General features: G+C 60.7%; 23 protein-coding genes and 1 riboswitch. Of the genes, 7 read left to right on the plus strand and 16 right to left on the minus strand.

Annotated features, from left to right (window positions below; genetic code table 11):
* Positions 1-24: 24 nt before the first annotated feature.
* A complete protein-coding gene (locus AB5Y71_RS18475) occupies positions 25-273 on the plus strand; it encodes a YciN family protein (protein ID WP_005338382.1) in 249 nt (82 codons plus the stop codon).
* Positions 274-306: 33 nt separating this feature from the next.
* On the opposite strand, the gene AB5Y71_RS18480 is transcribed toward AB5Y71_RS18475, so the two are convergent.
* Positions 307-1428, minus strand: coding sequence for a GGDEF domain-containing protein (locus AB5Y71_RS18480; RefSeq protein WP_236356432.1), 1122 nt, complete (start codon positions 1426-1428; stop codon positions 307-309).
* 246 nt (positions 1429-1674) lie between these two features.
* Here AB5Y71_RS18480 and AB5Y71_RS18485 point away from each other — a divergent pair, with 246 nt between their 5' ends.
* Positions 1675-3072, plus strand: a complete 1398-nt coding sequence (locus tag AB5Y71_RS18485; RefSeq protein WP_040066712.1) for a nucleobase:cation symporter-2 family protein — start codon at positions 1675-1677, stop codon at positions 3070-3072.
* Positions 3073-3175: 103 nt separating this feature from the next.
* A complete protein-coding gene (locus AB5Y71_RS18490) occupies positions 3176-3892 on the plus strand; it encodes a protein ligase (RefSeq protein WP_368172194.1) in 717 nt (238 codons plus the stop codon).
* A 113-nt stretch (positions 3893-4005) separates the two neighbouring features.
* On the opposite strand, the gene AB5Y71_RS18495 is transcribed toward AB5Y71_RS18490, so the two are convergent.
* The gene (locus AB5Y71_RS18495; protein ID WP_139477487.1) at positions 4006-5382 is read right to left on the minus strand and encodes a sodium:alanine symporter family protein; all 1377 of its coding nucleotides are present in this window, start codon (positions 5380-5382) and stop codon (positions 4006-4008) included.
* A 107-nt stretch (positions 5383-5489) separates the two neighbouring features.
* Positions 5490-5605, minus strand: a riboswitch (glycine riboswitch).
* Positions 5606-6112: 507 nt separating this feature from the next.
* On the opposite strand from AB5Y71_RS18495, the gene AB5Y71_RS18500 reads away from it, so the two are divergent.
* On the plus strand, positions 6113-7279 hold the full coding sequence (locus AB5Y71_RS18500) for a type III PLP-dependent enzyme (protein ID WP_043818871.1): 1167 nt from the start codon (positions 6113-6115) through the stop codon (positions 7277-7279).
* Between the two features lie 88 nt (positions 7280-7367).
* Here the strand turns inward: AB5Y71_RS18500 and AB5Y71_RS18505 are convergent, their stop codons facing one another.
* Together AB5Y71_RS18505 and AB5Y71_RS18510 are read right to left on the minus strand one after the other, a co-directional pair.
* A complete protein-coding gene (locus AB5Y71_RS18505; RefSeq protein WP_005343920.1) occupies positions 7368-8336 on the minus strand; it encodes a calcium/sodium antiporter in 969 nt (322 codons plus the stop codon).
* 126 nt (positions 8337-8462) lie between these two features.
* Positions 8463-8936, minus strand: coding sequence for a peroxiredoxin (locus tag AB5Y71_RS18510; protein ID WP_368172195.1), 474 nt, complete (start codon positions 8934-8936; stop codon positions 8463-8465).
* A 155-nt stretch (positions 8937-9091) separates the two neighbouring features.
* Between AB5Y71_RS18510 and AB5Y71_RS18515 the strand changes: the two genes are divergently transcribed.
* Positions 9092-10018: a phenylacetate--CoA ligase family protein gene (locus tag AB5Y71_RS18515; RefSeq protein WP_058056707.1), complete on the plus strand. Its 927-nt coding sequence runs from the start codon at positions 9092-9094 to the stop codon at positions 10016-10018.
* 83 nt (positions 10019-10101) lie between these two features.
* Here the strand turns inward: AB5Y71_RS18515 and yfcD are convergent, their stop codons facing one another.
* Positions 10102-10584, minus strand: coding sequence for an NUDIX hydrolase YfcD (gene yfcD, locus AB5Y71_RS18520; protein WP_368172196.1), 483 nt, complete (start codon positions 10582-10584; stop codon positions 10102-10104).
* A 203-nt stretch (positions 10585-10787) separates the two neighbouring features.
* On the opposite strand from yfcD, the gene AB5Y71_RS18525 reads away from it, so the two are divergent.
* Positions 10788-11006 carry a DUF1107 family protein gene (locus tag AB5Y71_RS18525; RefSeq protein WP_005338403.1) on the plus strand — a complete coding sequence of 73 codons (219 nt, stop codon included), beginning with the start codon at positions 10788-10790 and terminating at the stop codon, positions 11004-11006.
* Positions 11007-11058: 52 nt separating this feature from the next.
* Here the strand turns inward: AB5Y71_RS18525 and AB5Y71_RS18530 are convergent, their stop codons facing one another.
* From AB5Y71_RS18530 to AB5Y71_RS18580, 11 genes are all read right to left on the minus strand, one after another.
* Positions 11059-11373, minus strand: a complete 315-nt coding sequence (locus AB5Y71_RS18530; protein WP_005338404.1) for a DUF2845 domain-containing protein — start codon at positions 11371-11373, stop codon at positions 11059-11061.
* Between the two features lie 188 nt (positions 11374-11561).
* Entirely contained in the window at positions 11562-12173 is a 612-nt protein-coding gene (locus AB5Y71_RS18535; protein ID WP_005338405.1) for an FKBP-type peptidyl-prolyl cis-trans isomerase, read from the minus strand.
* A 150-nt stretch (positions 12174-12323) separates the two neighbouring features.
* The gene (locus AB5Y71_RS18540) at positions 12324-13049 is read right to left on the minus strand and encodes a copper homeostasis protein CutC (RefSeq protein ID WP_368172197.1); all 726 of its coding nucleotides are present in this window, start codon (positions 13047-13049) and stop codon (positions 12324-12326) included.
* A 41-nt stretch (positions 13050-13090) separates the two neighbouring features.
* Entirely contained in the window at positions 13091-13993 is a 903-nt protein-coding gene (locus tag AB5Y71_RS18545; protein ID WP_005343908.1) for an ROK family protein, read from the minus strand.
* A 108-nt stretch (positions 13994-14101) separates the two neighbouring features.
* On the minus strand, positions 14102-14608 hold the full coding sequence (locus AB5Y71_RS18550) for an N-acetyltransferase family protein (protein WP_368172198.1): 507 nt from the start codon (positions 14606-14608) through the stop codon (positions 14102-14104).
* Positions 14596-15402 (minus strand): M48 family metallopeptidase, encoded by an 807-nt coding sequence (locus tag AB5Y71_RS18555; protein WP_005338409.1) that lies wholly within the window; start codon positions 15400-15402, stop codon positions 14596-14598. Before AB5Y71_RS18555 ends, AB5Y71_RS18550 begins: the two co-directional genes overlap by 13 nt.
* A gap of 181 nt (positions 15403-15583) precedes the next feature.
* The gene (locus AB5Y71_RS18560; protein WP_005338411.1) at positions 15584-16558 is read right to left on the minus strand and encodes a PstS family phosphate ABC transporter substrate-binding protein; all 975 of its coding nucleotides are present in this window, start codon (positions 16556-16558) and stop codon (positions 15584-15586) included.
* Positions 16559-16736: 178 nt separating this feature from the next.
* A complete protein-coding gene (gene phoR / locus AB5Y71_RS18565) occupies positions 16737-18032 on the minus strand; it encodes a phosphate regulon sensor histidine kinase PhoR (protein ID WP_236395605.1) in 1296 nt (431 codons plus the stop codon).
* 8 nt (positions 18033-18040) lie between these two features.
* On the minus strand, positions 18041-18730 hold the full coding sequence (phoB, locus tag AB5Y71_RS18570; protein WP_005338414.1) for a phosphate regulon transcriptional regulator PhoB: 690 nt from the start codon (positions 18728-18730) through the stop codon (positions 18041-18043).
* Between the two features lie 101 nt (positions 18731-18831).
* A complete protein-coding gene (locus AB5Y71_RS18575; RefSeq protein ID WP_106842433.1) occupies positions 18832-19242 on the minus strand; it encodes a VOC family protein in 411 nt (136 codons plus the stop codon).
* 127 nt (positions 19243-19369) lie between these two features.
* On the minus strand, positions 19370-21049 hold the full coding sequence (locus AB5Y71_RS18580) for a sigma-54-dependent Fis family transcriptional regulator (protein ID WP_368172199.1): 1680 nt from the start codon (positions 21047-21049) through the stop codon (positions 19370-19372).
* A gap of 236 nt (positions 21050-21285) precedes the next feature.
* Here AB5Y71_RS18580 and AB5Y71_RS18585 point away from each other — a divergent pair, with 236 nt between their 5' ends.
* Positions 21286-22803 carry an aldehyde dehydrogenase family protein gene (locus tag AB5Y71_RS18585; protein ID WP_368172200.1) on the plus strand — a complete coding sequence of 506 codons (1518 nt, stop codon included), beginning with the start codon at positions 21286-21288 and terminating at the stop codon, positions 22801-22803.
* The last annotated feature ends 30 nt before the right edge of the window (positions 22804-22833 follow it).

Genomic DNA, 22833 nt, shown 5'->3' on the forward strand with positions numbered 1-22833 from the left:
CAGTAGTCGTTTAAGGAGACGAGCATGCAACCACAGAAAGAGCTGATCACCGAGACGGCCCTGCTTGAGATGGCCAACAAGATCATCAAAGAGCATGAAGACTTCATCCACGGTATGCGCGCCGATTCGGTGGAGCAGAAGGGGGATATTCTGGTGTTCAAGGGGGAGTATTTCCTAGCCGAAGACGGCACCCCGACCGGCAAGACCATGGCAGTCTTCAACATGTTCAAGCTGCTGGCCCAGCAGCTCTCCGGCAAGTACAAGCTGGCCTGATTTCACCAGCACATTGCCAACAGGATGCCGCCCTCAGGCGGCATCTGTTTTTGCGCGGTTCAGCCCCTCGACCACCACGCAGTTGCGTCCCGCCATCTTGGCCTGATAGAGACACTCGTCGGCACGGTTGATCAGAATATCGATGGTGTCATCGGAACGGGCCATGGCAATCCCGATACTCACCGTCACTTCCAGCAATTCGTCCGAGGTGGGGCTCTTCACCAGACGCGCCTCGACAGCAATGCGCAGCCGCTCGGCCATTTTGCTCGCCAGCGCCGGATCTGCGCAGTTGTGCATCAGGATGGCAAACTCTTCGCCGCCATAACGCCCCAGCACCATGTCAGGCTCCAGCTGCTCCCCCAGGGTGGTCGCCACCTCCTTGAGCACCGCATCCCCCGCCAGATGGCCGTAGATATCGTTGATCCGCTTGAAGCGATCGAGATCCAGCAGCATCACCGCAAAGGGCTTCTTCTTGAGTTGCAGCCGGATTCTGGCCTGCTCCAGCTGCTTCATCAGCAAGCGGCGGTTCATCATGCCGGTCAGCTCATCGGTGGTCGATTCCCGATAGAGACGCAGCAGCATGTTGAGTTGGCCGCACTGCACCCAGCAACTGGCCATGGTAAACATGCCGAGCACCCACACCTGATTCAGGGTGGCCTGACTCCAGATGCTCTGCCCCACCAACAGCCAGTGGCCCAGCAGCATGGTCACCAGTACCACGCCTGCCAGTTGCAAGCCGAGGGAGAGGGGGATGGGGAAGATGGCAAACAGGGTGATCAGCAGATAGGGAAAGGCCGCATAACCCGCCTGCAACTCCTGTCCGGCGCCAAAGCTGTTCAGGCAGAAGAGGGAGAAGAGCATCATCACGGCCATCAGGTAGCCAAGGGCCAGCTTCATCCGCTCCCGCTTGAAGTGGATGAGGTACGAGAGCGGAATAAGTGGCGAGAGCGCAAGGGTGCAGAAGATCCTGGCCTGGAACAGCTGCTCGAAATGAACGGCGGGCAAGGTCAACCAATCCACCACTGCCCAGGCGGGCAATCCAAGCATCAGCAAGCAGGTCAGCAGGCGCAACCGCACCGTCATAAACCCCATGCGAGTACGAGTAAAATCTTCGGAGTGAACCCTCGCACTCCAGAACTCTGACAACTTGAGCATCCAGAGTCTCCACGATGAATACTGAGGGCTCATTCTACACCTACAAAGTGGTAAAAATGTCATTAGCGGGGAGAATAAAAAGGAGAGGTCGATCACACAAACCGACAGATGATAATCTCAGCGCGCAAACGTTTCAACCCATCAAAAAATAAACCTTTTTTTGCATAATTAGCGCTGGTCAGCCTCATTTCAATCACTACAATAGCGCCCAATTTTCTCCCCCTCCCCACACAATTCGAGGTACTTATGGAACAGGCTGCTGTCACACGCGCCAATCGAGAGGCACATCCACCCAGGCGAGCCCATAGCGAACTGGTCTATGGCATAGAGGATGTCCCGCCTCTGCCCCAGACGCTGTTCGCCGCCCTGCAGCATATGCTCGCCATGTTTGTCGCCATCATTACCCCGCCCCTGATTATCGCCAATGCCCTCGGCCTCCCTGCCGCCGACACCCGTTATATCGTTTCCATGTCGCTGGTCATGTCCGGCATCGCCTCCTTCATTCAAACCCGCCGCTTCGGCCCCATCGGTTCCGGCCTGCTCTCGGTACAGGGCACCAGCTTCAACTTCCTCGGCCCCATCATCGCATCCGGTCTCGCCCTCAAACAGGCCGCCATGCCCACCGAGGATCTGTTGGGCACATTGTTCGGCACCATGATGGTTGCCGCACTGACCATAGTGGTGATGAGCCGCTTCCTCCATCTGGTGAAACGGATCATCACCCCGCTGGTCACCGGCATAGTGGTGTTGCTGATCGGCCTGACCCTGATCAAAGTGGGCCTGATCAGCATGGGCGGCGGCTATGCAGCCCTCTCTGATGGCAGCTTCGCCAGTCACACCAACCTCTTCCTCTCCCTGCTGGTGCTCGGCCTGATCGTGTTGCTGCAACGCAGTCGCAACCCCTGGTTGCGCCTCTCCGCCATCATGATCGCCATGCTGGCGGGCTATGCCGTGGCGCTGTTGCTGGGCAAAGTGAGCGCCCCCACCTTCGACGGCCCGCTGGTGATGGTGCCCATTCCGCTCCACTACGGCCTCGGCTTTGACTGGCAACTGTTCGTGCCACTCGCCATCATCTTCGTGGTCACGGCGCTCGAAGCGATCGGCGACATGACCGCCACCTCGGATATCTCCGGCGAGCCACTGGAAGGGCCTGTCTATATGGAGCGGATCAAAGGCGGCGTGCTGGCTGATGGTGCCAACTCCATGCTGGCGGCAGTTTTCTCCACCTTCCCCATGTCCACCTTCGCCCAGAATAACGGCGTCATTCAGCTGACCGGCGTCGCCAGCCGTCACGTCGGGCTCTTTATCGCCGCCATGCTGGCGCTGCTCGGCCTGTTCCCGGCGGTCGCCAGCCTGGTACAGCAGATCCCCGAGCCCGTGCTGGGGGGCGCCACTATCGTGATGTTCGGCACCATCGCCGCCGCAGGCGTGCGCATCATTGCCCGCGAGGAGCTGGATCGCCGCGCCCTGATGATCCTGGCAGTGTCGCTGGCCATGGGGCTGGGAGTCGCGCAGGTGCCGGAAGTGCTGCAACACCTGCCGGAGCTGGCCAAGAGCGTACTCTCCTACGGCGTAGCCACCGGTGGCATTACCGCCATCGTGCTCAACCTGCTGCTGCCCAAGCGCGAAGCGCGTCACTCCTGAGACATCGTCCACCGATAGCCAACCCAAGCCCCGCACTTGCGGGGCTTTACCTTGCCTGTCGCCACGGGTAGTGTGCTGGGCAGCCTTTTTTGAGGATGCCGCCATGCCCTATCCCCTGCTCTCTCCCCTCCCCGATACCGCTTCACCCGCACAGATACTGACGCAAGAGCAGTGCTGGTTGCGCGACTGTGCCCATGACGGCCAGCCCCGCGCTCACCTCTGGCAGGCGCCCCAATGCCTGATTGTCACCCGCAAGGATACCCGCCTCCCCCGTTACGAAGCCGCCTGCCAGCAACTTGCAGATGAAGGCTGGCCGGTACATGTGCGCGACAGTGGCGGTACCGCCGTGCCCCACGGGGCGGGGATCCTCAACCTATCCCTGCTGCTGCCCCGCACTACCACAGATCTCGCCCACTACTACCGGCTGCTGGGGGCGCCGCTGCTGACCTTGCTGGCAGAGTACGGCCTGGAGGGGAGCTATGACTTCGTGCCCGGCTCCTTTTGCGATGGTCAGTACAATCTGGTGATCGGGGGACGCAAGATCACCGGTACCGCCCAGCGCTGGCTGGCGCCGGGACAGGATCACCAGGGCGCCGTGCTGGCACAAGCCATGCTGCTGGTGGCGGGTGATGTGGATGAGGGAACCAGGATGGCAAGCCGCTTCTACGAGCTGGCGGGCGGCGAACTGCGTTTTATGGCGAGAACCTCCACCACGCTGGCAAGCTGCATCGATTGGCGCGGTAGCGATCAGGCACTGGTAGAGAAAGTGCGAGCACGTCTGGATAGCCTGCTGAGCGAGGGGCTATCTCCCCCATCCTGACCTTATTCCGAAGGGAGAGGGAAAGTCCCCGTCCATAGACACAGCGCACAAAAAAGCCACGACCGGAGTCGTGGCTTGTTCTTTTCAATGGGAACGTGAAACGGGCTGGGCGCTCAGGCCGTCTGCGGCTCCGGCTCGGCTTCGCTATCCAGATCCCGGCAAAAATAGGCGCGGGTCTCGGCGATCACCACATGGCGCAGGCCAATCAGGCCGATGAGGTTGGGCACCGCCATCAGGCCGTTAACGATATCGGCCAGCAGCCAAATCATGTCCAGATGGAGGAAAGCACCGCTCGCCACCAGCGCCAGATAGACCAGACGATAGGGCTTGATTGCCTTCACCCCGAACAGGTATTCGGTGCAGCGCTCGCCGTAGTAGTTCCAGCCAAGGATGGTGGTAAAAGCGAAGAACAGCAGGCCAATGCTCACCAGATACTGGCCGACATGAGCATCGAGCCCCTGGGCAAAGGCCAGACTGGTCATGGCCGCGCCGCTTGCATCGCCGCTCCACACGCCGGTGACCACCAGGGTCAGGCCGGTCATGGTGCAGATGATGATGGTGTCGATGAAGGTACCTGTCATGGAGACCAGCCCCTGCTCCACGCACGAATCGGTCTTGGCTGCCGCCGCCGCGATGGGCGCAGAGCCCAGTCCCGACTCGTTGGAGAAGACCCCGCGCGCCACCCCTGACTGAATGGCCAGCATGATGCTGGCACCGACGAAGCCGCCGGTCGCCGCATGGCCGGTGAAGGCACTCTCGATAACCAGCATGACGGCATCGGGCAGGGCGCTGGCGTTGTTCACCAGCACACCCAGACAGGCGACGATGTAGAAGATGGCCATGAAGGGCACCACCTTGCTCGACACGCTGGAGATGGACTTGATCCCCCCCAGGGTCACCAGCGCCACGATCAGGGTCAGCACCACGGCAGTCGCTTCACGGGGCACCGAGAAGGAGAGGCTCATGGCGTCGGAGATGGCATTGACCTGCGGGAAGGTACCGATCCCGAAGAAGGCCACACCGATACCAAACAGGGCAAACAGCTTGGCGAGCGGCTTGGAACCGAGCCCCTTCTCCAGATAGTACATGGGGCCACCCGCCATCTGGCCGTTGGCATCCTGCTCGCGGTATTTGACCGCCAGCAGGCACTCGGCATACTTGGTGGCCATGCCGAACAGTGCCGCCATCCACATCCAGAACAGGGCACCGGGGCCGCCGAGCTTGATGGCGGTAGCCACCCCGACGATGTTACCGGTGCCAATGGTGGCAGAGAGAGCGGTGCACAAGGCGCCGAAGCTGGAGACATCCCCCTGCTTGCCCTGACCCTGATCGCGGCCGAAGACCAGCCGCAGAGCGAGCGGCAAGCGCACCACCTGAAGCAGACCCAGACGCAGGGTGAGATAGATACCGGTCCCGACCAGCAGGATCAGCAGGGGTGGTCCCCAGATAAAGCTATCGATGGCGGTTAACGCCGATTGAATTGATGACATGCATCCTCCTTAAGAAACAGAAATTAAGGAGGAGAAGGATGATCTTCCCATAGGTGTCGCGATCGGCCAGAGGCGATCGGATGCGGGCCAAGCCCAGGTACAACCATCCCATCCCCTCTGTCCTTTTGCCTGAGAGTTTCCGGCGCCAGCCTGCCCTTGCGGGTAGTCATGGTGCCTTGCTCCTTCGGCGCCCGATTTAACGGGTCTCTCCAGAGTATCGTCCAGTAGCAGTCCACACCGGTTGCCCGGTACCTGAAAGATTCACTTCTTCGGTGGATGGTTGCCCATCGCTCTCCTGCTACCTTCATCCGAACTAGTTTGGATTAGGAAGTCGGCATGTTAATCCAAAAAATGTGAGCTGTCTCGCACTTGGCCGCCCCCATTTATATTTTTTTAGTGACCGCCAGAACCGCGGCAAGAATGTTAAATGTTAGTTAACTATCAACAAGTTAGGCTCTCACGGATCAAATGTGGCCCAAACGGGAAAAATGGCGGATAGAGAACAGTGATCCCTCTCGTTTCGCCAAGAAAATCTTGCCGACATATCCAATCAAAATGCTTGCACACAGAATCAATAAGCCGATAATCCGCTGCATAACCAAGCACTTTGCCATCAATTTATGCACTGTGTTCGGTTGGTCCCACCGGACCGCTCGCCTGACCCGGCCGTCGCCGGTTCAATCGCATATGGCTTGGGCATATCACGCCCCCTAAGGATGACCAAAAGAGAATGAACGAGACCCTGGTTGCAAAAGATGTGGTCGCACAAGATTACCGTCAGCTGGTTGAACAATTCGGCTCCCCCCTGCTACTGCTCGACAAGGCAGCCGTCCGCAAACAGTATCGGGCCCTGGCCGCCGCCCTGCCCGATGTACGATTGCACTATGCACTCAAACCCCTGCCCCATGAGGCGGTGGTCTCTGTCTTGAAGGAAGAGGGGGCCTGTTTCGATCTGGCCACCAATGGCGAAGTGGATCTGGTGCGCAGTCAGGGGGTTCGCCCGGGACGTTGCATTCATACCCATCCCATCAAGCGCGACAGCGATATCCGTTATGCGCTGGAGTTTGGCTGCACCGTGTTTGTCTACGACAACCCGCTGGAGCTGGAAAAGTTCATTCCCTACAAAGACGAAGTGAAACTGCTGCTGCGGGTCAGCTTCCCCAACCCCGAGACCAAGGTCGATCTCTCCAAGAAGTTCGGCTGCACTCCGGAGCAGGCGCTGCCGCTGCTGCAACTGGCCCACGCCAAGGGGATCAAGGTGATGGGGCTGTCGTTCCACGTCGGCTCCCAAGTACCTCATGCCCGTCGCCATGTGCAGGCCATCGACGCCTGCCGCGAGATCATGGAGCAGGCCTGGGCGCTCGGGCTCAAGCCCTGGGTGCTGGATATCGGCGGCGGTTTCCCGGTGGATTATGAAGGGGGCGAGTTCGATATCGACGGTTTCTGCGCGCCGATCCGCGAAGCGCTGGCCAAGTTGCCCGCCACGGTGCAGAAGATTGCCGAACCGGGCCGCTTTATCAGCGCGCCGGCCATGACTTCGGTATCCAGCGTGATGGGCAAGGCCCACCGTGGCGACAAGATCTGGTACTACCTGGATGACGGCCTCTACGGCAGCTACAACGGCCAGCTCTATGACCACGTCACCTATCCGGTGAGCACGCCTTATGCCAGTGGCGAGCAGCACAACTCGGTGCTCTCCGGCCCCACCTGCGACAGCGTGGATGTGATCCGCGATGGCATCATGCTGCCGGACCTGGCTATCGGCGAGTTGGTGGTTGGCAAGGTGATGGGCGCCTACACCTGGGCCTCCGCCTCCACCTTCAACTTCTTCCCCAAGGCCAGCATCCTCATTCTGGACAGCAGCCAGAAAGGGCAGAAACTGGTGGCAGTAGCCTGAGCACACCGCTCGCTCGCCAACAGGTTCACTGGGCAAAAACAAGAGGGGGAAGCTTGAGCTTCCCCCTCTATCATTTCACTAACCTCTATCAGATAAACTGACTGGTCAGCAGCCAGCCGGTGTAGGCGACGAAGCAGGTGAGCAGCACGCCCCCCTCCAACCGGTTGATACGGCCCTGCCCCTTGCGGCCCAGACACATCACCAGCAGCAGCAGGGTCAGCCCCATCATGATGCTCCAGTCACGGGTGAGTACCTCCGGCGCCACATCGAGCGGGTGGATGCCCGCCGCAATCCCCACCACCGCCAGGGTGTTGAACAGGTTGGAGCCGAGCACGTTGCCAAGGGCCAGATCATGCTCGTTCTTGCGAATGGCGATGAGGGAAGAGGCCAGCTCCGGCAGGGAGGTTCCCACCGCGACTATGGTGAGACCAATCACCAGATCGCTGATACCGAGCGCCTGAGCGATGGTCACCGCCCCCCAGACCAGCAGACGGGAAGCACCGATCAACAGCACCAGCCCGACCACCAGCCAGAAGATGGCACTCTTGAGGGACATCCCCTCGCTCTCGATATCCTCGGCGGTCTCGGTATCCAGCGCATCTCCCTTGCCATTCATGCCAGCCCAGATGGACCAGCCCATCAGGGCAACGAAGACGGCCCCCAGAATGACCGCATCCATCCGGCCCAGATGACCATCGATCAGCAGGGCGCCGGAGAGCAGGGTAATACCGAGCAGGATCGGGATCTCCTTGCGCACCACCTGAGAGGCCACCGCGATAGGGCTGATCAGTGCCGTCAGACCCAGGATCAGCGCGATATTGGTGATGTTGGAGCCATAGGCATTGCCAAGCGCCAACCCGGGATTGCCCTGTGACGCCGCCAGTGCCGAGACCACCATCTCCGGGGCCGAGGTACCAAAACCGATGATCACCATGCCGATCAGCAGCGGCGGCATCCCCGCATAACGGGCAGTGGCGGCGGCACCGTCGACAAACTTGTCTGCACTCCAGACCAGCAGCGCCAGTCCGGCAATCAGGGCAACAAAAGCCAGGGTCATAGGATCTTCATCTCTTGTTATCTGCAACGAAGCGCCAGCCCAAACGGGCAGGCACCATGGGAAAGTGGCGCCAGTGTAGCTGTGCCACCTCCCATTTCAAGGGGAAATCAAACCGTGATTAACATTTCACAGTGCAGCCAGCAGGCTCGCGGCATCGGAGACCTCAAACTTGCCTGGCGCCTCCAAAAACAGCTGCTCGACCACACCATCGTTGGCGATCAACGCAAAGCGCTGGGCACGGATGCCGCCAAAGGCGCCGGTATCCTTGGCCAGGCCCAGCGCCCGGGTCCAGCTGCCATCGCCATCGGCCAGCATGGTGATCGCCTCGGCATTCTGGGCCGTCTGCCAGGCCCGCATCACGAAAGCATCGTTGACCGACAGACAACAGATGGCATCCACCCCTTTGGCCATAAACTGATCGGCCAGCACCACATAGCCGGGCAGATGAGCATTGGAGCAGATGGGAGTAAAGGCGCCAGGTACCGCAAACAGCACTACTTTTTTACCGGCGAACAGCGTCTGGCTATCCCGCAGCTGCTTGCCCTCGGCGGTGATAAAGGTAAATTCGCCCGCAGGCAGGGGTTGTCCTACAGCAATCATGATTTCTCGTCCTGAGTCGTGATGGGAAGTCGCCAGTTTATCCCAGAGTGACGATGCCACCTAACAGCGGCTCTGAGCCTGACCATGGATAGCGGCAGGCATTTTCCCCTTGGGCAGACTACTCTTGAGCTGGTTTCACGGCGCCAGGAGGCCCCATGCAACACTATTACGATGGTCTGGAAATTCGTCCCCCCGCCATGCGCGAACAGCAGCAACTGGACCAGCTCAATCATCAGCTTACCCATGTCAGTCAATATTGCGCCGGTTACTCCAGCGCCTATCGCCAGTGCCGCCTCGAGGATCTGGCAGAGCTGGCCACCCTGCCACTGCTCGATAGCAAAGAGCTCTTTGCCGCCCAGCAGGCTCATCCCCCCTTTGCCGGTCTCACCGGCCGTCCGGCCAGTCAGGCGCTGCGGGTCTTCTCCTGTCCGGGTCAGCTGGCCATCCCCGAATATGCCGGGGCAGACTGGTGGGGCGCCGCCCGAGCACTGTTTGCCGCCGGCTTCAAGGCGGGGGAAGTGATGCTCAACGGCCACGACTATCATGCTGGCCCCACCGCCTTTATCTTCGATAACGGCGCCCGCCAGCTGGGGGCTCCCGTGGTACCCTGCGGCCCCCACGATACCCAGCGCCAGCTGGAGGCACTGCTGCGCTATCAACCCACCGGCTACGTCGGTCCGCTGGTGACCCTGCTCGACCTGCTGGAAGCGGCCGAGGCGGCGGAGATCCCGAGCGACTCGCTGCGCCGCGCCCTATTGTGCGAAGCCACCCATCCCGAAACGGCACCACTGCGCGCCATTCACGGCATTGCGGCCCTCAACTGTCTGGTGTGGCAGGATGTGGGGGTGGTGGCCTACGAGAGTCAGCCCGGTCAGGGCTTTATCGTCAACGAGAGCTGCATCGTCGAGATCATCGATCCCGCCAGCGGCAATCCTGTGAGTGGCGACGAGACCGGCCAGCTGGTGGTGACCCGACTCGATCTGGAGTATCCGCTGCTGCGGCTAGCCACCGACTGGCAAGGTCACTGGCTCGCCAAGCCGAGCGCTTGCGGGCGCACCAACCGACGCCTCAAGCTGGTGTAGCAGACCCAGTAAATGCACAAAGGCAAACGGGCAGCCATCAGGCTGCCCGTCTTGTCTCTGGAGAAGAGAATATATGAAGTTGGTCAGCGCCTTGCCTGCCAGGTGGCGATGGCGAGCAGGGAGTCGGGGGTAAATTCGCTGGCGCGCTCGGCAATCTCGGCCAGGCTCATCCAGTGCACCGCGCTCACCTCTTCGGCCTGCAACTGCAGCGGCCCCTTATAATGGCAACTGAAGAGGCCACCCCAGACCCGGTAGCCCTCCCCTTCCGCATAAAAGCTGCCAAAGCCCTGCAGTGGAACATCCATAATCCCCAGCTCTTCGGCCAGCTCGCGGCGGGCGGAGCGCTCCATCTCCTCACCGGTGGTGACCACACCACCGGCGCAGGCATCCAGCATGCCGGGGCAGAAATCCTTGCTGAGGGTGCGTCGCTGCACCAGGATCCGATCCGCGTCGTCGAGCACCAGAATATAGCTGGCGCGATGGCAGAGATTCTCCCGCCGCACCTCGGCTCGCTCGGCCACACCAATCACCCGGTTGTTCCCGTCCACCACATCAACCCATTCCACGCACAGGCCCTTTTATTTGTTCCATTCAAGCCCGCAGTATATCGGTGCGGTGGTTTGCCATGGCACAATTATTTCGATGATGCCGTCAATTTGCCGAGCTCACTGGCAAAATAAGGATTCATGCAAATCTTTATAAACCGTCATATCAGTGTCATCGACCGACACCATAGTGTGCCCTGTCCAGGCAATCAGGGAACCGTGTGATGAAGGTATTCAAGCAGTTATCCCCACGGCAGATCGCTCGCTACATCAAGAGCTTTCATCGAGGCTATTTTGCCATCGAGTCGCTGGGGACATTTGAATTCAACGCGGGCAGGATCAGCCTCCATGGCCTGACCTGCCGCCAGCGGCTAAGACTGGCTCGCCAGATCAATCTGGCTGTCAGACAACTTGGTCACCGCGACCCCTTGCCGGACATGTGAGTCAAAGGGTCTTGCCCTACTGTCTGTTGTGCATCCATGCTTTGCCCGCCGGCTACTGGCCGCGCGGGCCGTTTTCGATATCGGTAATGATGCCGTTGCGCACCGTCACAAAGCGCATGAACTCGTTCTTGCCGAAGTTGTAGGTCCAGCGTTCACCATATTTGACCTGCACCATGTTGCCAAACTGGTTCTCCTCGTTGCGGTTGAGCTCTTCACGCAACATCGGCTCACCGCACTTGAGCAGCATCTCGGCGGTGGTGTCTCCCTCGGTGATCAGGGCGTTCTTGCAGCGCATGGCATCAGCACTGGCCGGAATGCTCAGCAGCAACAGAGCAAGCCCCGCTACTTTCTTCATCTTCTTGCTCATCGGGTTCTCCTTATCCTCTCTAATGAGTCGCAGTATGCCTGTTCCCGTTTCTGAAAAAACCAGTCAATGGCGCAAAAGTGCCGCCCTTTTCTGCTCTCCAGCCCGCGGGTCGCGACAAATGCTGTCTATCACATAACCCAAAAACAAACGGCGACCCGAGGGTCGCCGTTTGCATCAAGCCAGCAGGATCACAGGATGTCCAGCAGCTCGACTTCAAATACCAGTGCAGAGTAGGGCGGGATAGAACCGGCACCACGAGCACCGTAGGCCAGATCGTGGGGGATGTAGAGCTTCCACTTGGAACCAACCGGCATCAGCTGCAGCGCTTCAACCCAGCCAGCGATCACGCCGGTCACCGGGAATTCAGCTGGCTGGCCGCGAGCAACGGAGCTGTCGAATACACCACCGTGGGTGAAGGTACCGTGGTAATGCACACGCACGGACTGACCGGCTACCGGAACGGCACCGTTGCCTTCTACCAGCACTTCGTACTGCAGACCGGAGTCAGTCACCTTCACTTCAGCGCGCTTGGCGTTGTCAGCCAGGAAGGCTTCGCCGTCAGCAGCAGCGGCCTTGGCGGCGGCTTCCTGCTCTTCTTGCATACGTGCAGTGATCACCTGGAAGGCATCATTGATATCGTCACGGCTGACCGCGAACTCCAGACCATTCAGGGCATCTGCCAGACCTTGTTGCAGGGCCGGGATATCCAGACCAGCGAAGGCTTGCTGCGCCAGCTGATCACCCATGTTGCGGCCGATGCCATAGCTGGCCTTCTGTTCGATAGAGTCGTATTGGGACATTGAGATGTTGCTCCAGATCCATGTAGTAAAGAGGCGGGATAATATCAGACTTTTGGCCGGGGTGCTGCCGGGGGCGCCCCTGATTTCCCCGTCAGTGGGAGGAACTTCACACAAGATGCGGATGAACGCCGCCCAACGGCGGCGATCTGCTTAACCGCGATCCAGCAAGGCTCTGACCGCAGCCACCTTGGCGCCATCGGTGATATTGACCCGACCATCATCCGAAGTGCCCATATTCACTCCGTGCGGCACCATGCCACCGCGCCAACCCATGCCGGACATATGCACTTCGCTCACCCCGGTGAACTCGATGATGGTACGCACGTTGTCGGCATTGACCCCGGCCCCCGGCATCAGGCTGGCACGCCCCGCCAGCGCCTGCTGCATCTCCTGCAGGGTTTCCAACCCAGCCAACGCGGTCGGCGCATGGCCCGAGCTCAGAATGCGCTCGCAACCGGCCGCGACTATGGTCTCCAGATCGAGGCGCCAGTCGGAGGAGAGGTCGATGGCGCGATGGAAGGTAACCCCCAACGGCCCTGCAGCATCCACCAGCTGTTTGAGCCTGGCGGCAGGCACCCGACCCTCCTCATCCAGCAAACCGACCACCACCCCTTGCAGCCCCGCAGCACGTGCCGCCGCGATATCTTGCAGCATCATCTCGAACTCGCCGTCGTTGAAGCAAAAATCCCCGGCGCGCGGGCGGATCATGGAGTAAACCGGCACGGTGGCGTGGCGGGCTGCCTGCTGCATAAAACCGTAGGAGGGGGTCAGGCCGCCCAGACCCAGCGCAGAGCAGAGCTCGATGCGATCAGCCCCGGATTGCTGGGCGGTGAACAGGGATTCCAGGTTGTCGATACAGATTTCAAGACGGGTCATGAGGACTCCTTTTTCGGGGAGATCAGACCCCACATCTGATCTCATAGATTGAGCAAGGCTGCGCCGCGCACACCACCGGCACCGCCGAAGCGAGCCTGGCGGATCTCGGGCAGGGCGACCCCGGGCAGCAAGTGACCGGGCAGACGCAGCGGCAGCTGTTCATAGAGGGCGGGCAGGCCGCTCAGGCCGCCCCCCAACACCACCACCTCGGGATCAATCACCGAAATGGCGGTGGCAAGCCCGGCGGCCATGATCTCCAACCAGCAGTCGACCGTCTCGACCGCATGGGGTTCATGGGCCTCGAAGCGTCCCACAATCTGGTGACCCGTGGCGCGCTGGCCATGGAAATGGTGATAGAGACGCTCCAGACCGGTGCCGGAGGCATAGGTTTCAAAACAGACCAGACGGCCGCAGCCACAACGGGGACGGGGCAACTCGGGGTACTTCATCAGCATGGTCGCGGGCAGGGGGTAGTGACCAATCTCGCCAGCCAGCCAGTTGCGCCCCTGAATAAGCTTGCCCGCCAGATAGACGGCACCACCGATGCCGGTGCCGATGGTGACGCCGAGCGCACTGCCGGCGCCGTCGGCTGCCCCTTGATGCACTTCGGACCAGAGGAAGCAGTTGGCGTCGTTATCTACCTTGACCGGCCGCTCCAGCAGCTCGGCCAGATCGGCGCCCAGATGGCGACCATTGATGGAGGGCAGATTGGCCGCCACTATGCTGTGATCCTGGCTGTTGATGACACCGGGGAAACCGATGCCGACCGAGCCCCGAGCGCCGAAGCGGGCATCCGCCTGCTCGACCCGGGAGCGGATCAACTGCTGCAACCCCTCGTAATCGTTGCCCGGGGTGCTCATGCGCTCCTCATGGCAGAGGTTCAATGCACCGTCATAGACCGCAAAAGCGATCTTGGTGCCACCGATATCAAAGCCGTAATACATGCCAGCACTCCCTTGTCAGCCCGTGTTTATCCAACTCTGTTCCAAGGGGGACATTGTATTAATTCGCAAAAAAAATAAAGTGACCGAAGGCGAAAAACGGGAGAGTGATCAGAGCAAACGGCTCATTTGTCGCTGCAGGCAGGGCTGCCCGAGGCTTATCAGGGTGCGATCCTCGCCATCAAAGACGAAGCCACGGCGCAGGTAGAACCCCTCGCCGATGTGGTTGCCATCGAGCAGCCACAATTTGACGCTATGGCAGCCGGCGCGGCGCATCTGCATCGCCACCGCCTGCCACAGCCGTTTGCCATAGCCTTGTCGCCAATGGTCGGGATGGAGGTAAAAGGCGCGGATCAGGGCGCTGCTCTGCCCCGCGTCCTGCTGTGGTTGCCAGTAGAGCAGGCCAATCACCACCTCATCGAGACAAAGCAGCATGGGCCTTGGGCCCGGCTCGGCCAGACGGCTCTGCCAAATCTGCAGATGAGCGGTGACGTCCAGCTGCTCCAGCAAGTCGGCACCGAGCACCTGGCCATAGGCAGCGAGCCAGCTGGCTCGCTGCATCACCGTCATGGCGGCGGCATCGTCGCTGCGCGCCATGCGCAGGCTTATGCCTTGCATTGGGGCACCAGACCGTTGGCGCGGGCCTGCTCATAGAGCGGCAGCACTTGCGCCTGTTGCGCCTGCAACTCGGCGATCCGGTTCTCGTTGCTCGGGTGGGTGGAGAGCAGTTGCGGCGGCGTGTTGCCACCGGCGGCGGCACTCATGTTTTGCCACAGGGGGATTGCCTCGGCCGGATTGAACCCGGCACGCGCCATCAGCTCAAGTCCGAGCCGATCCGCTTCGCTCTCCTGAGTTCGGCCATAGGGCAACATCACCCCCACCTCGACCCCGAGGCCAAGGGCGGCCATGGTGGCGCCGCGATACTCGCTGGTGCCCATGGCAATGTCCGCAGCCGCCAGACCAATCCCCGCCAGCTGGCTGCGCGAGAGTCGTTCGTTGGAGTGCTGGGCCAGTACGTGAGTCAGCTCGTGACCGATGACGGTCGCCAGCTGATCCTGATTCTTGGCCACCTTGAGCAGACCGCTGTAGACACCAATCTTGCCGCCGGGCAGGGCGAAGGCGTTGACCTGTTTGGAGTCAAACACCACCACTTCCCAGTTGGTGATGCCATAGCTGGCCGGCACCTGAGCGGTCACCGCCTTGGCGACACAGGAGACATAGGCGTTGAGTTTGGCATCCTTGCTCACCTTCTCCTGCTTCTTCATCTGTTCGAAGGAGTCGGCGCCCAGCTGGTTCATCTGCTGGGGAGAGTAGAGCAGCATCTGGCTGCGGCCGGTCGGCGACTGGGCGCAGGCGACCAGCAGGGAACTACAGAGGGCTACCATGCCAAACTTGGTGAGGGACGCAATCATGAAGGGATCCTTTGCCATAACGTTGCCCTATTCTCGGAAATGCCGCCCGGCTACGCAAGGGAGCCAGCCCCCGGCTGGCGGAAAATTATCCATCCTGCGCTATTAACAAAACTGACAGCCGCCAAAAACAAAACGAGCCCGCTTGGGGCTCGTTTTATCAGGGCATGCTGACTGCAGGCAGTTACATGATACCCAGCTTTTTCAGGTCAGCCTGTACCACCTTGGCCGGCACCGGCACGTAGCCATCTTTGGCAACGATGTTCTGGCCCGCTTTGGAGAGCATCATCTTGACGAACTCTTGCTCCATCGGGGAGAGCGGCTTGTTCGGATGCTTGTTCACGTAAACGTACAGGAAGCGTGACAGCGGATACTTGCCGGTGATGGCGTTATCGGAGGTCGCTTCGATGAAGGTCTTGCCATCTTTGGAGAGCGGTACTGCACGCACGCCGGAGGTGACATAACCGATACCGGAGTAGCCGATGCCGTTCAGGGAGGCAGAGACAGACTGCACCACGGAGGCAGAGCCCGGCTGCTCGTTCACGCCGCTCTTGAAGTCGCCGTTACACAGGGCGTGCTCCTTGAAGTAACCGTAGGTACCGGATACGGAGTTGCGACCAAACAGTTGCAGATCCTTGCTGGACCAGTTGCCGTCCAGACCCAGATCAGACCACTTGGTGGCAGCCTTGGCTTCGCCGCACTTCAGGGTGCTGGAGAAGATGGCGTCGATCTGCGGCATGGTCAGCCCCTTGATGGGGTTGTCCTTGTTGACGAACACCGCCAGGGCATCGACTGCAACGCGGATGGCAGTCGGCTTGTAGCCGTAACGCTTCTCGAATGCTTCCTCTTCACCGGCCTTCATGGCACGGCTCATCGGACCGAACTGGGCAACACCTTCGGTCAGGGCAGTCGGGGCGGTAGAAGAACCGGCGGCCTGGATCTGCACGTTGACGTTGGGGTACAAACGCTTAAATTCTTCGGCCCACAGGGTCATCATGTTGGCCAGGGTGTCCGAGCCGACAGAGGACAGGTTGCCCGAAATGCCGCTGGTCGGTGTGTAATCCGGCAGATCTTTATCCACACCGGCAGCCAGGGCGCTGACAGAAAACAGGGTTGCTGCGGTGAATCCGATTACACCAGCCAGTTTGTTGAGTTTCATCCAATCTCTCCAAAGTTACAGAAGGTCCGTTCTTAAGACGGCGCCAGTATCTGACCTGGCAGTGACAAATTTATGGATTTAATGTGACACTTTAATGACATGGCGACAGATTTGAACAAATGAAAAGAGGGCCCGTTCAAAGGCCCTCTTTTTGCAGCTAACCCATTGCCATAAAAGACTATTTAATCACCACCATGCGACTCGGGATGAGAAAGCTGAAGCGGCTGCCAAGGCCGACCCGGCTCTCGATATCGAGCTGGCAGTCATGATGACTGAGGGCATGCTTGACGATGGCAAGGCCCAAGCCTGAGCCGCCGGTGTGGCGCGAGCGTGCCTTGTCGACCCGATAGAACCGCTCGGTCAGCCGCGCCAGATGCTCGGGGGCAATCCCCTCCCCTTCATCGCTCACGGCAAACAGCGCCATCGCCCCCTGCTTGCGCCACTCCACAGTAATTTTTCGCCCCGCCGGGGTGTAGTGGATAGCGTTGTAGACCAGGTTGGAGACGGCACTGCGCAGCTGCTCCTGATCCCCGCGCACCAGCAGATTGGGCTGCACCACAAATTCAATCTGGTGGACCCGTTCGCCCGAGAGCGCCCGCGCCTCCTGCTCCAGCAGCCCCAGCATGGCAGGCATGTCCACCAGATGGGAGAGATCCACGGTCGGAGCCGCCTCGATACGGGAGAGGGTGAGCAGCTGATTGACCAGATTATCCATCCGGATGGTCTGCTCCATCATCACCCGATGCGCCTTGGCCCACATGGCGGGCGGGGGCGGCTCCTCGGTCATCTCCAGATAGCCCTTGAGCACGGTCAGCGGGGTGCGCAGCTCGTGAGAGACGTTGGAGACAAAGTGCTTGCGGGTCTTCTCGAGACTGCGCAAGCGGGTGACATCGCGCACCACCAGCATCGCCTGATCCGAGGCGTAGGGCATGATGCGAAACTCGAGAAACTTCTCCTCATTGACCGGGGAGTGCATCTCGAGGGGCTCGTCATATGCCCCCTTGCCCAGATAGGCGTTAAAGGCCGGATTGCGAATGAGGTTGCCGATATGCTGGCCGGCATCCTCCGGCCAGCGAAAACCGAGCAGTTGCTCCGCCAGCCGGTTGCACCAGAGGATGCTGCCATCGGTGCGAAACACCACGGCGGCATCGGGCAGCGCCTCGGCCCCCTCCCGGAAGCGGCGGATCAGCCCCGCCAGCTCGCGGCGACGGGCGCGGTGACGCTGCTGCAGCTTGTAGATACCGTTGAAGATGTACTCCCAGCTGCCATTGCCGCTGGGGGGCACCAGGCTGCGGTCGTGCCACAGCCAGTCAGAGAGCCGCTTCTGGAAGCGATAGTGCCAGCCCAGATGCAACACGGCCGCCACCAACAGGCAGAGGGCAAGATGATCAATCAACCAGCCAACCAATGCGAAGGGGGCGTAAAAAAACGCCATTCGCCACAACTGTCGCCGCCAGGCGTAAGGTTGCAACATAACTGCCTCTAGAGACGGGTTGAGAAGCGGTATCCGGCTCCACGCACCGTCTGGATCAATCTGTCGTGCCCTGTCTCTTCAATCGCCTTGCGCAGGCGACGAATATGCACATCCACGGTTCTGTCCTCGACGTACACATTGGTACCCCAGACATTATTGAGCAGCTGTTCACGGCTGTAGACCCGCTCGGGGTGAGTCATGAAGAAGTGAAGCAGCTTGAATTCGGTCGGTCCCATGTCGAGCGCCTTCTCTTCGGCACTGACCCGGTGGGAGACAGGATCGAGTTTCAGCCCCTGCACCTCGATCACCTCATCCACCGAGGTGGGCGACACGCGGCGCATCACAGCATGGAGGCGAGCGGTCAGCTCCTTGGGCGAGAACGGCTTGGTGATATAGTCGTCGGCACCGGCCTCCAGACCACGCACCTTGTCCTCCTCTTCACCACGAGCGGTGAGCATCACCACCGGGATCTGGCGCGTCACCTCATCTTGCTTGAGCTGCTTGATAAACTGGATGCCACTGCCGCCCGGCATCATCCAGTCGAGCACGATGAGTTCGGGGTAGGGTTCGCGCACCTTCGCCAGTCCATCGGCGTAATCTTCCGCTTCAATCGTCTCATATCCCTTCTGCTCCAACACGAAGCAGAGCATTTCGCGGATCGGTGCTTCGTCCTCGACCACCAGAATTCGCTTAGCCATTCCCTTCTCTCTCCTCTGTGAAGATGGGTGCGCCAATTATTAGAATTTTCTGTGACACTTTTATGACTTTATGACAGGCGGGATGATAAACGTTTTCAGATTCAGTTGGCAGCAGTACGTTGCAACAAGTCCCACCGGTTGCCGCTGATATCCTCAAATACCACCACCGTGCCATAAGGCTCGTCGCGGGGCTGTTCACAAAAATGAACACCGTACGCCTGCATACGCTGGTAATCCCCCCAGAAATCAGTGGTCTCGAGGAACAGAAATACCCGGCCACCGCCCTGCTGGCCGATGGCGGCCTGCTGCTGCGCATTGGCCGCTTGTGCCAGCAGCAACGCGGAACCGGGGGTGCCTTTGGGGGCAACCCGCACCCAGCGCTTGCCCGGTTTACCCGGTTCATCGAGCCGAGTGTCTTCCAGGAGCGCAAAGCCAAGTCCCTCGGTAAAAAAGCGAATGGCCTGATCGTAATCAGCCACCAGCAGGGTCAGCGCCCCTATGTGTTGTGACATGGCAGAAAATCCTCAACGGATGAGTCAACGGGCGCAATGCCCCGGCCAGGGCGCATCATAGCGGCTGGACGGGCAGGGCTCCAGCCATCATGTGCGTCTTGAAACGACCGATGAGGGGGAGTGGCACTCAAGGCGCTTCGCGCAGCGTCCGGTAGAGGGTGGTGCGGCTGATCCCCAGCTGGCGCGCGGCCTCGCTCACATTTCCGCCGCATGCCGCCAGCGTTTGCTGTACCTGCCGCCGGGTTTGTTCACGCAAGCAGGTCACCTCCCCCATCGGCAAGGCGCCGGGCTCATTGGCCACACTGGGCAGATGCAGGTGGGCGGGTTCTATCCAACCCAACCCCTCTGCCAGCACACAGGCCACTTCCAGTGCCTGCTTGAGCTGACGCACGTTGCCGGGCAGCGGATGGGCCAGCAGCTGTTGCTCCGCATCGCGGGTCAGACGCAGGGTCGGGTCCATCTCCGCCAACAGTCGCTGGATCAGCTCCAGACGCTCAGCGGCAGGCCAACGGCGCAGCGGCATCAGCTGCTGGCGCCAGCCGCAGATCCGGTAATAGAGGTCTTCGCGAAATGCGCCACTCTGCACCATGGCCGCCAGATCCCGGTGGCTGGCACTGACCAGCCAGAAATCCACCGCCTCCGGCTTGTGACTGCCAACCGGTGTCACGCTGCGTTCCTGCAAAACCCTCAGCAGTCGAGTTTGAGCCTGCAGCGGCAGTTCGCCAATTTCATCGAGCATCAGCATGCCGCCGTGGGCTGCGCGCAGATAACCCTGACTGCCCTGGCTGCGGGCACCGCTGAAGGCCCCGCCCACATAGCCAAACAGCTCGGCTTCCACCAGATCTGTTGGTAACGCGCCACAGTTGACGCACACCAGTGGCTGCTCCCGCCGACTGGACGCTCGGTGCAGGGCCCGCACCAGATGCTCCTTGCCGCTGCCGGTCTCCCCCTCGATAAGCAGCGAAATGCCGCGCTCCAGCATCTTGAGCGGCACCTGCTGCGGATGTGGCACCGGGCTTGAGTGACCCGGCAGCGCGGTGCAGGAAGATGTCGCGTCCGCTTCTGGCAACAGCCGCAAGCCACGCCCCTCGCGCAGCAGTTGCCTGCCATCGAAAGGATGCTGACCGAGCCAGAGTCGGCCTGCCCGGTTGGCGCCGAGCAGTTCCCCCTCCTCTCCCAGCAACAGGCGAGCGGACCAGAGGCTCTGGGGATCGAGATCCACCAGCCAGCCCGGCTGACGCGCCAATAGTGCGTTTTCGAGGGTCATGGCCAGCAGCCGCACCGTGCCCAGCATGTCGCCGTCGTGGTGGACCGCATCGGTGGAAATATCGAGCACACCCAGCAATTGCCCGTCCGGCCCGAGCAACGGGCAAGCGCTGCAACTGAGGAAGCTGTGCTGGGCGAAGAAGTGCTGATTGCCGAGCACCTGCACTTCGCTCTGCTCGGCCAGCGCGGTACCGATGGCATTGGTGCCCTTGCTCGCCTCACCCCAGCGGGCACCACTGCGCAAAAAGATACGCTCGGCATGACGGGCGAACCCCTCATCACCACTGGCGGCCAGAATGGCCCCCTCACCGTCACACAACAACAGGCGACAGGGGCGACCCGCCAGCAGCTGGGCAAACAGCGGCAGCACGAAGCGCTGGAAGCAGGCGATCAGCCCCCTGTGCTGCTCCTGACGGGCCGACAGCTCCCCCTGGGGCAGCAAGTCCAGATCGGCGCTCTGCTGGCGGCTCAGCCCCTGATACAGGCAGCGCAGCCAGGAACGCTGGATCGGACCGGGACCGGGTTGAAGTGACTCACTCATCACGCCTCCTGTTCACAAACAGCACGACTGTCTCGGCCACTGTCCAGAAACGGTACAGTTTTATCGCAATAGCCGTGGTCATTGGTTAACCAAGATACGCCGCCACACCCCATTTGATAACGTTTTTGTAACCTTTTGCCTGCTGGTCAGACCCTTTGGCACGCCCCTTGCGATATCAGCTGCCAACCGGTCTGTCAGCCAGTCCGGTCAGGATCACACACATAAAGGATGATGAGATGATTTATACCGCTCCCGGTCAGGCAGGTGCCCTGGTCAGCTTCAAGTCCCGTTACGACAACTTCATCGGTGGTGAGTGGGTGGCTCCTCGCGCCGGCCGCTACTTTGAAAACATCTCGCCGGTGGATGGCAAAGTATTCTGCGAGGTCGCTCGCTCCGACGCCGCCGATATCGAGCTGGCGCTGGATGCCGCCCACAAGGCGTTCACCAGCTGGAGCAAAACCAGCGTCACCGAGCGCAGCAACCTGCTGCTGCGCATCGCCGATCGCATCGAGCAGAACATCGAACGGCTCGCCATCGCCGAAACCTGGGAGAACGGCAAGGCGGTGCGTGAAACCCTGGCCGCCGACCTGCCGCTGGTGGTGGATCACTTCCGCTACTTCGCTGGCTGCATTCGTGCTCAGGAGGGCTCGGCCGCCGAGCTGGATCAGAACACCGTCAGCTACCACTGCAAGGAGCCCATCGGCGTGGTCGGCCAGATCATCCCGTGGAACTTCCCGCTGCTGATGGCCGCCTGGAAGCTTGCCCCTGTGCTGGCGGCCGGTTGCTGCAGCGTGCTCAAGCCCGCCGAGCAGACCCCGGTCACCATCATGCTGATGATGGATCTCATCAAGGACATCCTGCCTGCCGGCGTAGTCAACGTGGTCAACGGCTTCGGCGCCGAGGCAGGTCAGGCTCTGGCCACCAGCAACCGGATCCAGAAACTCGCCTTCACCGGTTCGACCGAAGTGGGCGCCCATATCCTGCGCTGCGCCGCCGACAAGCTGATCCCCTCCACCGTGGAGCTGGGGGGAAAGTCCCCCAATATCTATTTCGCCGACGTGATGCAGCACGAGAGCAGCTACATCGACAAGGCGGTAGAAGGGATGTTGATGACCTTCTTCAACCAGGGGGAAGTGTGTACCTGTCCCTCCCGCGCGCTGGTGCAGGCCAGCATCTATGACGACTTCATGGACCGAGTGCTGGCCCGTGCCCGCACCATAGTGCAGGGCAACCCCCTCGATACCGCCACTCAGGTGGGTGCGCAGGCGTCCCGCGAGCAGTTCGACAAGATCCTGGGCTACATGGAGATCGGCCGCGGCGAAGGGGCCAAGATGCTGATCGGCGGCGGCCCGGCCAAGGTGAGCGGACTGGAGGGGGGGTTCTACATCCAGCCCACCATCTTCTCCGGTCAGAACAAGATGCGGGTATTCCAGGAGGAGATCTTCGGGCCAGCGCTCGGGGTCACCACCTTCAAGGACGAGGCGGATGCTCTGGCCATTGCCAACGACACCCAGTACGGGTTGGGGGCAGGCCTGTGGACCCGCGACAGCAATCTGGCCTGGCGCATGGGGCGTGGCATTCAGGCTGGCCGGGTCTGGGTCAACTGCTACCACGCCTACCCGGCACACGCCGCCTTTGGCGGCTACAAAAAGTCGGGGATCGGCCGCGAGACCCACAAGATGATGCTGGACCACTACCAGAACACCAAAAACCTGCTGGTGAGCCACGACATCAACCCGCTCGGCTTCTTCTAGTGCAAGCAGATGTCATCAGAAAGGGCGCCT

Source organism: Aeromonas sp. R9-2, assembly GCF_040908025.1.
Classification (GTDB): Bacteria; Pseudomonadota; Gammaproteobacteria; order Enterobacterales; family Aeromonadaceae; genus Aeromonas; species Aeromonas veronii.